The organism is Burkholderia pulmonis (genome assembly GCF_984667975.1).
On sequence record NZ_OZ480187.1, the window covers coordinates 142,345 to 155,004 of the forward strand.

Annotated in this window: 12 protein-coding genes; 8 read left to right on the forward strand and 4 right to left on the reverse strand. The window is 66.3% G+C overall.

Annotated elements, in window-relative coordinates:
• Positions 1–121 precede the first annotated feature (121 nt).
• On the reverse strand, positions 122–1,525 hold the full coding sequence (locus tag AC5LXK_RS17440) for a GntP family permease (protein ID WP_493392737.1): 1,404 nt from the start codon (positions 1,523–1,525) through the stop codon (positions 122–124).
• A 317-nt stretch (positions 1,526–1,842) separates the two neighbouring features.
• Between AC5LXK_RS17440 and AC5LXK_RS17445 the strand changes: the two genes are divergently transcribed.
• The 6 genes from AC5LXK_RS17445 (at position 1,843) to AC5LXK_RS17470 (ending at position 7,560) form a co-directional block, all read left to right on the forward strand.
• Entirely contained in the window at positions 1,843–3,330 is a 1,488-nt protein-coding gene (locus AC5LXK_RS17445; RefSeq protein ID WP_493392738.1) for a sigma-54 interaction domain-containing protein, read from the forward strand.
• Between the two features lie 54 nt (positions 3,331–3,384).
• Positions 3,385–3,912, forward strand: a complete 528-nt coding sequence (locus tag AC5LXK_RS17450) for a BON domain-containing protein (RefSeq protein ID WP_493392739.1) — start codon at positions 3,385–3,387, stop codon at positions 3,910–3,912.
• A 61-nt stretch (positions 3,913–3,973) separates the two neighbouring features.
• Complete coding sequence (locus AC5LXK_RS17455) at positions 3,974–4,246, forward strand: hypothetical protein (RefSeq protein WP_063805267.1); 273 nt, start codon at positions 3,974–3,976, stop codon at positions 4,244–4,246.
• Between the two features lie 103 nt (positions 4,247–4,349).
• Positions 4,350–4,652, forward strand: a complete 303-nt coding sequence (locus AC5LXK_RS17460) for an H-NS histone family protein (RefSeq protein ID WP_493392740.1) — start codon at positions 4,350–4,352, stop codon at positions 4,650–4,652.
• 43 nt (positions 4,653–4,695) lie between these two features.
• The gene (locus tag AC5LXK_RS17465; protein ID WP_493392741.1) at positions 4,696–4,998 is read left to right on the forward strand and encodes a hypothetical protein; all 303 of its coding nucleotides are present in this window, start codon (positions 4,696–4,698) and stop codon (positions 4,996–4,998) included.
• Between the two features lie 204 nt (positions 4,999–5,202).
• The gene (locus AC5LXK_RS17470) at positions 5,203–7,560 is read left to right on the forward strand and encodes a GNAT family N-acetyltransferase (protein ID WP_493392742.1); all 2,358 of its coding nucleotides are present in this window, start codon (positions 5,203–5,205) and stop codon (positions 7,558–7,560) included.
• Between the two features lie 665 nt (positions 7,561–8,225).
• On the opposite strand, the gene AC5LXK_RS17475 is transcribed toward AC5LXK_RS17470, so the two are convergent.
• Complete coding sequence (locus AC5LXK_RS17475) at positions 8,226–8,777, reverse strand: hypothetical protein (RefSeq protein WP_493392743.1); 552 nt, start codon at positions 8,775–8,777, stop codon at positions 8,226–8,228.
• Positions 8,778–8,950: 173 nt separating this feature from the next.
• Positions 8,951–9,772 carry an IclR family transcriptional regulator gene (locus tag AC5LXK_RS17480; protein ID WP_493392744.1) on the reverse strand — a complete coding sequence of 274 codons (822 nt, stop codon included), beginning with the start codon at positions 9,770–9,772 and terminating at the stop codon, positions 8,951–8,953.
• 661 nt (positions 9,773–10,433) lie between these two features.
• Between AC5LXK_RS17480 and AC5LXK_RS17485 the strand changes: the two genes are divergently transcribed.
• Positions 10,434–11,282 (forward strand): ureidoglycolate lyase, encoded by an 849-nt coding sequence (locus AC5LXK_RS17485; protein WP_493392745.1) that lies wholly within the window; start codon positions 10,434–10,436, stop codon positions 11,280–11,282.
• A 90-nt stretch (positions 11,283–11,372) separates the two neighbouring features.
• Here AC5LXK_RS17485 and AC5LXK_RS17490 read toward each other — a convergent pair whose 3' ends face one another.
• Positions 11,373–11,756 (reverse strand): VOC family protein, encoded by a 384-nt coding sequence (locus AC5LXK_RS17490; protein ID WP_493392746.1) that lies wholly within the window; start codon positions 11,754–11,756, stop codon positions 11,373–11,375.
• A gap of 277 nt (positions 11,757–12,033) precedes the next feature.
• Here AC5LXK_RS17490 and AC5LXK_RS17495 point away from each other — a divergent pair, with 277 nt between their 5' ends.
• The gene (locus tag AC5LXK_RS17495) at positions 12,034–12,654 is read left to right on the forward strand and encodes a CGNR zinc finger domain-containing protein (RefSeq protein WP_493392747.1); all 621 of its coding nucleotides are present in this window, start codon (positions 12,034–12,036) and stop codon (positions 12,652–12,654) included.
• Positions 12,655–12,660 lie beyond the last annotated feature (6 nt).

Here is a 12,660-nt window from a genome sequence, read left to right on the forward strand (position 1 = left end):
GCGAGCGGGCAAATAAAATCGGACCGGATGCGAATGCCGGCATCCTTTCCGGTTCGCATGCGGTCCGATCCTGGAGCGCGGGTCGTGAAGCGGCGTGCGGGACGCCGCCTCATGCACGGACTTACACGAGCCCCGTCGCGTAGTACACGGCGATCACGAAGAACACCGCGAGCGTCTTGATGACGGTGACCGCGAAGATGTCGCGATACGACTCGCGGTGCGTGAGGCCCGTGACCGCGAGCAGCGTGATGACCGCGCCGTTGTGCGGCAGCGTGTCCATGCCGCCGCTCGCCATCGCGACGACCCGGTGCAGCACGTCCATCGGGATGTTGGCGGCCTGCGCGCCCTTGATGAACACGTCCGACATCGCGGCGAGCGCGATGCTCATGCCGCCGGACGCGGAGCCCGTGATACCGGCGAGCGAGCTGACCGACACGGCCGCGTTGACGAGCGGGTTCGGGATGCTCTTCAGCGCATCGCTGACGACGAGGAAGCCCGGCAGCGCGGCGATCACGCCGCCGAAGCCGTATTCCGACGCGGTATTCATCGCGGCGAGCAGCGCGCCGGCGACGGCGGCCTTCGAGCCGGTCGCGAAGCGGCCGCTGACGCGCTTGAACGCGGTCAGCAAGACCAGCACGATGCCAAGCAGCAACGCGGCCTCGACCGACCAGATCGCGACGACCGTCTTGATCGACGTGGTGACCGGTGCATGCACGCCCGGCAGCACGTCCGGCGCGACCGTGTACGACGCGGCGCCGTACCACTGCGGGATCAGCTTCGTGAACGCGAAGTTCGACACGCCGACGAGGATCAGCGGCAGGATCGCCAGCGCGGGATGCGGCAGCGCCTTCGTCTCGACGCGCTCCGGCTCGTTGACGAGCGACGTGCCGTAGCCTTCGCCCTTCGCCATGGCCGAACGGCGGCGCCATTCGAGATACGTGAGGCCGACGACGATGATGAACAGCGAGCCGATCGTGCCGAGCGCGGGCGCGGCCCAGGCGGTCGTCTTGAAGAACGTGGTCGGGATGATGTTCTGGATCTGCGGCGTGCCCGGCAGCGAATCCATCGTGAACGAGAACGCGCCGAGCGCGATGGCACCGGGCATCAGCCGTTTCGGGATGTTGCTCTGGCGATAGAGTTCGGCCGCGAACGGATAGACCGCGAACACCACGACGAACAGCGACACGCCGCCATAGGTGAGCAGCGCGCACACCGCGACGATCACCGCATTCGCGCGGGAGCGGCCGATATAGCGGATCGCCGCATGGACGATCGACTCGGAGAACCCGGACAGTTCGATCACCTTGCCGAACACGGCGCCGAGCATGAAGACCGGGAAATACAGTTTGACGAAGCCGACCATCTTCTCCATGAAGATGCCGGAGAAGACCGGGGCGACGGCGGCGGGTTCGGTCAGGAGCACCGCGCCGAGCGCGGCGATCGGCGCGAACAGGATCACGCTGTAGCCGCGATAGGCGGCGAACATCAGGAACGCCAGCGCGGCGAGGACGATCACGAAAGACAAGGGGAGTCTCCTAATGGCTTTGGTTGTTGTTCGATCGCGCGATGCGCCGCGGACCGGCTCAGGTTCGTGCAGGTTTCGTGCCATCGGCCGGATTGCGCCGCCGGACATGGGTCCGCCGGAGGCTGGCGGGCCCGCGCCGGCCTATGTCTGACGATTCTACATAAAACGTCTCCATCTGGAGACGATATGGCCGTCCGGCCAGCCCGCGAATTCGGGCAGGGCTTTCCCGGACAACGCATTGCGGCACGTCTCCAGAATGAGATAATCCGTCTCGTTCCGGAGACATCCGGTCGACGATACACGGAGACGAAGACACGATGATGAATGACTGGGCCCGCCTGCCCGTCAACTATGGCGACGTGCTGCGGCGCGCCGCCGAGTCGCTGTTCCGGACCTTCGAGGATTCGAGTGCGGGCACGGTGGTCGTCGATCGCGATGCGCGCGTCGTGTGGATGAACGAGCGTTATGCGGCGCGCTTCGGTTTCGCCGATCCGCAGCAGGCCGTCGGCCTCGACTGCGAGACCGTGATCCCGAACAGCCTGATGCGCGAGGTCGTGTCGACCGGGCAGCCGATCCTGCTCGACATCATGGAGACGGGCCGCGAGCCGCTCGTCGTCACGCGCCTGCCGCTGAAGAACGAGGCGGGCGAGACGGTCGGCGCGATCGGCTTCGCGCTGTTCGACCAGTTGAAGACGCTCACGCCGATCTTTTCCCGCTACGCGCAGCTTCAGCAGCAGCTGATCGCGACGCAGCGCTCGCTCGCGCAGGCGCGCCGCGCGAAATACACGTTTGCGAGCTTCGTCGGCACGAGCGCCGCGAGCCTCGAAACCAAGCGCCAGGCGCGTCGTGCCGCCCAGGTCGATTCGCCGGTGCTGCTGCTCGGCGAGACGGGCACCGGCAAGGAACTGCTCGCGCACGCGATCCATGCGGCGTCGGCACGCGCGCTCCAGCCGCTCGTGACCGTCAACGTCGCCGCGATTCCCGACACGCTGCTCGAAACCGAATTCTTCGGCGCGGCGCCCGGCGCGTACACGGGCGCCGATCGCAAGGGCCGCGTCGGCAAGTTCGAGCTGGCCGACCGCGGCACGCTGTTCCTCGACGAGATCGGCGACATGCCGCTGCCGTTGCAGGGCAAACTGCTGCGTGTGCTGCAGGACAAGGAGTTCGAGCCGGTCGGCTCGAACCGGATCGTGCGCGCGGACGTCCGGATCATCGCCGCCACGTCGGCCGACCTGCCGGCGCTCGTGGCGGCCGGGCGTTTTCGCGCGGATCTCTATTACCGGCTGAACGTGCTGACGATCCATGCGCCGCCGCTGCGCGACCGCGCGTCCGACATCGCGGCGCTCGTCTATGCGACGCTCGAGGAGCTGGCCGCGCAGCACGGGCGCGCCGCGCACTGCGAGCTGACCGACGATGCGCTGCGCATGTTGTGCGCGTATCCGTGGCCCGGCAACGTACGCGAGTTGCGCAATACGCTCGAACGCGCGCTGATGTTGTCGGACCGTTCGGTAATCGATGCGCGCGCGCTCGCACCGTTTCTCGGACCGGTGCGCGTATCGACGGACGGCGCATCACCGGTCAAGCCGGCGGCAGCGGTGCCGGTCGGGCAGCGCGCGGGCGATGCGACGGGTGAATCCGGCGCACCGGCCGCTTCGTATGCCGACGCATTGGCGGCATGGGAGCGCCAGTTCCTGACCGATGCGCTGGCGGCCTGCGACGGGAAGGTCGTCGAAGCGGCCGCGCGCATCGGGATCGGCCGCGCGACGCTGTACAAGAAACTGGCGGCGCTCGGCATCGACCGGTAGGCTGGTCGGCGAAGCCGATGCGGCCGGACGTGAAGCATCGAACAGGAGATCACGATGAAGCGGATCGGCATCGCAGGCTGGCTGACCCTGTTGCTGGCGACTTCCGCATGTGCACAGGCCGGCGACACCGATGCGCCTGAAGCGCGGCGCAACTGGTACAACGATCCGTTCGTCGCGCTGTCGCAGGACGTGGCCGAATGTCCGCTGCCGCTCGGCCCGTGGATGACGCGCGCCGAGATGACGGACGATGCGCATTACCGCGCCGAACGCGGCACGACCTGCTGGCTCGCCCACCGCTGCACGAAGCCGAACTCGTATATGTATGACGCGTCGATCGCCGATGCGGCGAAAGCGCACTTTGCCGGCTCCGATCATCTGCGCGGCACGAGCCTGTGGATCACCGTGCAGCGACGTTTCATCTACGTCGAAGGATGCGCGGATACGGCGTTCGACCGCCAGGCGCTGCAACGCGAATTCGAGGCGCTTCCGGACGTCGAGCAGGTTTTCGTTCGCATCACCGACGATCCGCGCAAGCACTTGCCGTACAAGGCGCGCGGTCAGCCCGACCGTACGCCGAACTGACGGATGAAGGGTCGCGCATGGCATACTCGCGACATTCAGAAAATGGTTGACGGGAAGAACAATGAAACACATGCTTGCGTCGGTCTGTCGGTGGCCTCGGGCGGCCGCAATGCTGGTCCTGGTTGCGGGGCTCGGCGGGTGCGGTGGCAGTGCTCCGCTGTTCACTTCGGACGGGCGTCCGACCACGCAGGTGCAATGCACCGGCAGCGACTGGAGCAATTGCACGGACAATGCCCGGGCCATGTGCAACGGGGATTTCGAGGTGATCCAGCAATCGACTGATGACGCCGTGCGAAATCTTCTCTTCGCGTGCAAGAAGAAGAGCGGTTATTGATCCCGAAATGACCGGTTGAGGAGATCACGATCGGGCGAAGCGCTTTTCTGTTTGCATTGAGTCACCTGTTTTTCATGAATAACACTCACGGAGTCCCATCCATATGGCGACCTACAGGCAACTGACCGCACAGCTCGAAAGGCTTCAGCAAAAGATCGACAAGGAACGTGAAAAGGCGATTGCCGACGCAATTGCGGATATCCGCGCGAAAATCGAGGAATACGACATTACGCCGGAAGAGCTCGGTTTTCGTCCGGTGGGGGCGTCTCCCGTTGCTGCCGCGAAGCCCAAGCGGACGCTGCCGCCGAAATACCTGAACCCGAAAACGGGCGAAACGTGGACTGGCCGCGGGCGGTCGCCGACCTGGCTCGGCAAGAACCGCGCACGTTTCCTGATCAAGGACTGACTCCCGAAAATCCTCACCTTTCGTGAGTTGAACGACGGTGCGAATGGCCATGCGGCCGTCGCACCGTTTTGTTTTTGCGCAGGCGGCCTGCGATTTTCCCGAGCGAATTGAAGTGCAATGCCGCGCAATTAACGGATCCGGTTTTGCGAATTCGCCGCGATCCGGCTGCATATTGCGGGGAATTCCGGTAAACAACCGTGCAATGACGCAGCACACGCGCATTGGCATTCGCCATTTTCCCGGTGCATGCGCGCAGCGGATATTCATCACCTTTCGCTGGTTTGCGCGGTGTGTCGTGCAATTCCCGAAGATACTCACCATGGCTCCTGTAAATCCTCACCTTTGAGAAAGCGGCCGCGACGGCGCCGCGATGCCGGGCTGCGTGTGTTGCAGGTCCATGGTGCGAGCGTTGATGTTCGTCGAACAGTCGGCCGTTCGGCATATAGGCAGCCGCAGGCGCTTCGCCTATGCTTGGGGTTCGCGTCGATCGGTGCCCGGCCTGCCCGGGCGTATGCCGATCGTGCCGTCTTTCGTCACCGCAGGAGCCGATGTGACCGTTCGCCATCTCGATGCGTTGTTCCAGCCCAAGTCCGTTGCGGTCGTCGGCGCGTCATCGCGCGCGGGCAGTATCGGCGCGATGGTGTGGTCGCGTGTGCTCGGCGGCGCGTTCCAGGGGCCCGTGTGGCCCGTCAATCCCAAATATCGCGAGCTGGACGGGCATGCGGTCGTCGCCGACGTCGACCGGCTGCCCGCGCCGCCGTCGGTTGCCGTGATCTGCACGCCACCTGCAACCTGGGCCGGCATCGTGCGCAAGCTCGGTGAGCTCGGCACGCGCGTCGCGGTGATCGTCGGCGAGGCGCGCACGGATGCCGATCGCGCAGCGGTCGATCGCACGCTGAAGGCGGCGAAGCCATTCGTGCTCCGTATCGTCGGGCCCGGCAGCCTCGGCGTGCTGTCGCCCGCGCGGCATGCGCATTTCGGCGCGCCGGCGTATACGGCGCGATCGGGCGGCGTCGCGTGGGTATCGCAATCGAACGCATTGACGAACGCAGTGCTCGGCTGGGCCGATGCGCGGGGCCTCGGCTTTTCGCATGTCGTCGCGCTCGGCAGCGAATCCGACGTCGATGCGGGCGACGTGCTCGACTATCTGGCAAGCGATCCCGGCACGCGCGCGATCCTGCTCGAACTCGATACCGTGCGTGCGGCGCGCAAGTTCATGTCGGCGGCGCGCGCGGCGGCACGCAACAAACCGGTGCTCGCATTGCGCACCGGCCGAGCCGATCCCGGCGACGCACTCTATACGGCGGCGTTCCAGCGCGCGGGCATGGTGCGCGTCGATGCGCTCGACGATCTGCTCGACGAAATCGAAACGCTTGGTGTCGGCCGCGTCACCGCGCGTGGCGCGGCGACGCTCGTCACCAGCGATGCCGGCGTCGCGAAACTCGCGGTCGATGCGGTTGCCGAGGTGCGCGACGTGCTGGCCGACTGGTCGCCCGCGGCAACGTCGGCCGTGGCGGCCGCGCTGCCGCATCTCGCGGCGCCCGGCAATCCGCTCACGCTGGGCGACGATGCGCGCCCCGAGCACTTTGCCGCGGCGATCAGGGCGCTCGCGCCGTTTCCGCAAACGGGCACGCTGTTCGTCGTCCATTCGACGTCCCACAGTGCGCCGGCCGAGTCGGTCGCGCGCACGCTGATCGACTCGCGGCAGCACGCGCATCGCGGCATCCTCGCGTGTTTCTTCGGCGCGGTCGACGCGGTGACGCGCGATGCGCTGCATGCGAACGGCATTCCCGTGCACACGACGCCGCAGCGGCTCGCACGCGCGTATGCGCGTCTCGTCGACTACAACCTCGGGCGGCAACTGCTGATGCAGACGCCGGAGGGCTCGCCGCCGCAGCCGGCCGAATGCGTGGCATCCGCACAGGCCGACGCGCGCCGGATGGTCGAAGCCGGCCAGCCTGATCTCGGCGGCGAGGCCGCGCTGCGCTGGCTGTCCCATTTCGGCTTGCAGGGCGAGCAGGCCAACGAGCCTGCCGGTACGAAGGTCGTCGATATCACGGTCGACATGTACGACGATGCGAACTTCGGCCCGGTGTTTCGCTATGCCGTGCCGCCGGCGGACGGCGTGTCGGCGCCGTTCGTCGTCTACGGCCTGCCACCGCTGAACACCGTGCTTGCCCGTGCGGTGATGGAGCGCTCGCCGTATGCGCGCAGCACGCCCGTCGAGCCGGCGCTCGATGCGCTGACGGCGCTGTCGCAGGTCGTTTGCGACGTGCGCGAAGTCGTCGCGATGTCGGTCACGCTGCGCGTGCTGTCCGATCGTGCGCGTGTGCTCGCGCCGCGCATCACGCTGGCCACGGGGCGCAGCCGGCTCGCGATCATGCCGTATCCGCGCCACCTCGAGCAGACGCTCGAGTGGCGGGGCGAGACGGTGACGATCCGGCCGATCCGTCCGGAAGACGAGGCCGCGCACAACGAACTGCTCGGCGCGATGACGCCGGACGATCTGCGGATGCGTTTCTTCGGCGCGGTGCGCAGCTTCGACCATTCGCAGGTGGCGCGCATGACGCAGATCGACTACGACCGTGAGATGGCTTTCATCGTGTCGTTCACCGATGTGTCGGGGCGCGACCACACGCTTGCGGTGGCGCGTGCGGTGGCCGATCCCGACAACGAGACGGCGGAATTCGCAATCGCGGTGCGCCCGGATCAAAAGGGCAAGGGGCTCGGCCGGCTGATGATGGCCCGCATCATCGACTACGCGCGCTCGCGTGGCACTGCGTGGATGATCGGCGAGGCGTTGCGCGAGAACACCGCGATGATCTCGCTCGCGAAATCGTGCGGCTTTTCGGTGGCGACGACGGAGGAGCCCGGCGTCGTGGGATTCAGGATGAAGTTGCAGCCGTAAGCGTCGGGTTGCGGCCCGATGCATGACGGCGTTGCATGCGGCCGACGTCTTCGATGTTCGCGATGTTGCAAGCAGAATCAGAAAATTCGATCAGGAATGCAAATTACTTGATCCGGTCTCGTGAACGAAGCGTCCGCGTCCGTATCGGGCGTGTCCGCCGAGGCGATATCGATGTGCTCATGGTGTCCCGAGACACGCCACCGCATGCCGCGATACTTGCCCGGCAAGCCGTTCCAAGCGATGTGCAATCACGCATTCGCGCCCGCATTCTGGCCTCGCCGATTCGAAACCGGCACTAAGGTGAGACTTTTCGGGAGCCCATGCGTGAGCTTTTCCGGGACGGCAAGGTGAGCCGATACGGGAAGCGTTCGGTGAGCCTTCGCGGGAACAGCCGGTGAGACCTTGCGGGAGGTGCCGGTGAGCCTTTCCGGGACGCGTCGGTGAGCACCTGCGGGAGGTGTCGGTGAGGACATTCGGGAGGCGTTGGTGAGGGTCTCCAGGAGCGTTGGGTGAGCTTTTTCGGGAGGCCAGGGTGAGCGCTTGCAGGACGCTGAGGTGAGACTTTTCGGGAGCATGCGGATGCACGATTCCCGCGGGCGCGGCGCCGGCCAATGCCGGCGTCACGCGCGGGTGCGGGCACGCATGAACCGTGCCCGCAAACAGAATTACGCTGCGAGTTTCGCTGCCGCGTCGTTCACCTGGTCGCGCGAAATCGCGAGTTCCTCGAGGTGCGGATCGGCATAGACGGCACCGGTTTCGCGCTCGAGGCGGGCGATCGTCAGGGCACAGCGCGCGATGTCTTTCGGCATCGCGATGAAGCGCTTGACCGATTCGCCGGACGTGAATGCGTCGAACAGGGCGCCGCGCACGTCGTCGGGAAGCGTCTTGGTCCACTGGTACGGCTTGCCGTTGAACGTGATCGACGGCGGCAGCGTGCGTTCCTTCTTGGTCGCCGTGATGAGCCCGTAGGTACGGGCCGCTTCGCCGATCTGTTCGGGCGAGAAGAGTTCGTCAGGCGTGATGTCGAACTGCTCGATGTAGTTCTCGATCGCCTGCATTGCGGCGGCACGATCGTCGCGCTTCTGCTGCGCGCGCGCGACGATGTCGCGCAGCTCGTCCGCTTCCTCGGGCGTGATCGTGAAGCTTGCCTGCTTCTGCTGAAGTTCGGAGAAACGCTGGAATTCTTGATCGTTCAGAAGTTTGGCCATGACATCCATCGGACACGACGGCCGTGACAACCGGCCGCCGTAGTTTTTGAGAGGGCCGCTATTTTAGCGTAGCGCCGCGGGCGCGCGATGCGACATCGTGCATCGCGTGCCGCGCGGGCGTCGCGCGCAACCGGGGCCGGCGCCATCGTGCCGTGCCCGGTGCGTGTCGTCGAACCTGCGTGTCAGCAGGTCTCGGTGCGGCCCATCGACAGATGGGCGGCCGTGTCGCGCAACGCTTCGACGACCACGTCGACGGACGGCGCCGCGTGTGCGTCGATCCGGCGCATGTACGGGCAGGTCAGCACCGCGATCGCATGGCCGGACGGCCCGAGGATCGGTACGGTCAGATCGGTCACGCCGTACGCCTGGCGGCTGTCCTGGCGCAGGTAGCCGGACTGCCGGATGGACTGGCACGCAATCGCGAGCTCCTGCTCGTGCAGCGGGGCTTCGCCCTTGACCTTGCGGTGCTCGGTCAGCATGTGCGCACGCTGCTCGGCGCTCTGGAATGCCAGCATCATGCGACCCGACGCCGTATCGGCGAGCCCGACACGCGAACCGAGGCGGACCGACACGCCCCAAGGGCCAGGCCCGTCCACCTGCGCGATCACGAGCAGGTTGCCGCGATCGTAGACGCACAGGTGGCACGACTGCTCGGCGGCATCGGCGAAGCGCTGCATCGGCGGGAGCGCCTCGGCAATCAGCCGGTTCATCGGCGGATGCCGGTGCGCGAGCGCGAACAGCTTGAGACTGAGCGTGTAGCGGTCGCCGCCGGTCGAGCGCATCACGTAGCGGCGCGCGACGAGGCGCTCGAGCATCCGGTAGATTTCGCTCGCGTTGCGGCCGAGTTCCTTCGTGATCTCGGTGCGGGTGAGCCCTTCTTTCTGTTCCGACAGGAGTTCGAGAATGTCGAGGCCCTTGTCGAGTGCAGGGGCGCGATAGCGGTCGATAGCGGCCATCGATTCCCGTGCGTCGCAGCCGGGAAGCGGGTCGTGGGTTGTTTGCATTATCGGTGTGAGGTTGGGGATTGCCGTCGTTCGGTTGGCGACGCACGCTGGCCGTTTCTGCACGTATGAGCCGGGCCCGCGTATGGCGGTGAAAGCCATTCGTAGGAGCTTAGCAATAAACATACGGTGTGCAATGCAGCGTCTTTTTACCGATCATTACCGGACAAGAACGGATGGGCAAACGTTTCCGATGACAGGGCCACCCCGAATATCCAGTATTCGTGTACCGATGGCAGGCGCTGCCGGCCGTCACGACCGAACGGTCGATGCATGCGCATCCAATGCTGCGCCGCAACGTCGGCAGGCGCACCAATAGTCGGTATCCGTCGCGCGTCATTTCACGGCGCGCGGCCGATGGTACAAAGGCTTGCGGGCCAGCGACGGTGCGGCCGCGCGTGAAGCCGGCCGGCATGGGCAGGCACGCGTCGCGGGTGCCGGGCCGTCGTCGCCGATGCGCAGACCGGCGGCCGCCCGTTCGATGCGCGCCGTACTTTCGTCCGGCGCCGCGATCGCTGCGCCCGCGCGACCCTCGCGCGTCGAACCGCCCGCCGGATGCGGTGCCGACGCGCGCAATCGACGATCGACAATCAGTCCGGCGCGCGGCCGCGAAAGGCCGCGTCGGCCGGTATCCTGTCCCATTCGACAACAGAGGTTGAGCACGATGAAACTGCTTCGCTATGGCCCGTCCGGCCAGGAAAGGCCCGGTATCCTCGACGCGGACGGCCGGATCCGCGACCTGTCCGCCCATGTGGCGGATCTCGCCGGCGACGTGCTGTCCGACGCGGGCCTCGCACGGCTGCGCGGGATCGATCCGGCCACGTTGCCGCTCGTGTCCGGCGAGCCGCGCATCGGCGCGTGCGTCGGGCATGTCGGCAAGTTCATCGGCATCGGCCTGAACTATGTCGATCACGCGGCCGAAGCCGGCATGCCGGTGCCGAAGGAGCCGGTCGTGTTCGGCAAGTGGACGAGTTCGATCTGCGGTCCGAACGACGGCATCGACATCCCGAAGGGCTCGGTCAAGACCGACTGGGAAGTCGAGCTGGGCGTCGTGATCGGCGCGAAGTGCAAGGACGTCGACGAGGCGAGTGCGCTCGATTACGTCGCGGGCTACTGCGTCGTCAACGACGTGTCCGAACGCGAATGGCAGATCGAGCGCGGCGGCCAGTGGGACAAGGGCAAGGGTTTCGACACGTTCGGCCCGATCGGCCCATGGCTCGTCACGCGCGACGAGGTGCCCGATCCGCAGCGTCTCGACCTGTGGCTCGAGATCGACGGCCACCGTTATCAGAACGGCAACACGCGCACGATGGTGTTCACCGTCGCACAGCTGATCGCCTATCTGTCGACCTGCATGACGCTGCAGCCGGGCGACGTGATCACGACCGGCACGCCGCCGGGCGTCGGCATGGGCATCAAGCCGTCGCCGGTGTTCCTGAAGGCCGGCCAGATGGTGCGCCTCGGGATCGAAGGGCTCGGCGAGCAGCTTCAGCACACGCGCGGCGCGCAGTAACCGGTCGCCGACGCTTCAAAACCAGGGGCCCGATTCCGCGTTGTGCGGAATCGGGCCCCTGGCATTTGTGCGCGAGATACGCAGGCGGCGTCACACGACGTTGTCGAGCTCGCAATGTGCTTCCAGCCGATACCCGTCCGGATCGAGAACGAACGCCGCGTAGTAACCGGGGCCGTAGTGCTCGCGCTTGCCGGGCCCGCCGTTGTCGCGGCCGCCGTGCTCGAGCGCGGCGCGGTAGAACGCGTCCACCTCGACCGGCGACGCGGCCTTGAACGACAGGTGCAGCCCCGAATCGGGATCGGCGGCGACCGGGCGCGGTGCGTGCTGCAGCCACAGCTCCGGCTCGGTCGTGCCATACCCGATGGAGCCGTCGTCGCTGTACAGCCGCTTGTAGCCGAGTGCGCCGAGCGTGCTGTCGTAGAAGGTGCGGCTGCGGCCGATGTGGGCAACGCCGAACGAAAGGTGATCGATCATCTGTGGCTCCTTGGACTGAAGAGGGACGTCACTGCGGCAAACCTGCTCATAACCACCATGCCAGCCGCTTGTAGCGGAATGCGCCGAGTGTGCTGTCGTAGTACGCGCGGCCGCGGCCGTTGTGGATAACTTCGTACGAAAGGCGATCGATCATCTGTGGCTCCTTGAACTGAAGCGGGCGTCCGTGCGGCAATCTGTTTTATAACCACTATGCTGGTTATGTTAGAAAGCGTCCGGATGCTTGTCAACCGGCATGATGGTTAGATACGATCGCGTCATGAGCAAAACGCAACCTTCCGTCACAACGGACTGCCTGATCCCGGCGCCGCCCGAGGCACTGGGGATCGATTTCATGAACACGCTGTACTGGCGCGGCAGCGATCCGCCGACGGAAACCTTCGGCACGATGGACGACCTGCTGGCGTGGTGCCGCGAGCATGCAGGCGTGCCGGCCGGCCTGGCGGAAGCGTGCCGCGCACGTGGCGTGAAGGAGGGCGAGCCGGCGATGCTGGCTCACGCACTCGCATTGCGCGAGGCGCTGTATCGGCTCTTTCATGCGCAGGCGGAGCAGCGCGAGCCGCAGGCGGACGATCTCGCGCTGCTCGGTGGTTTTCTGGCGGAGGCGTCGCCGCGCGTCGCGCTGGCGCGCGTCGACGGCGGTTATGCGTGGCGGGTCGATGCGTCGGGCGCGACGCTCGCGGGGTTGCTGAGCCCGGTGCTGTGGTCGGCGATCGACCTGCTCGGCGGCGCGCGGCTCGCGAAGGTCAAGCGTTGCGCGAACGACGCATGCCAGTGGCTGTTCATCGACGACAGCAAGAACGGCAGTCGCCGCTGGTGTTCGATGTCGTCGTGCGGCAATCGCGCGAAGGCGTACCGCCACTATCACAAGGCCGACTGACCGGCC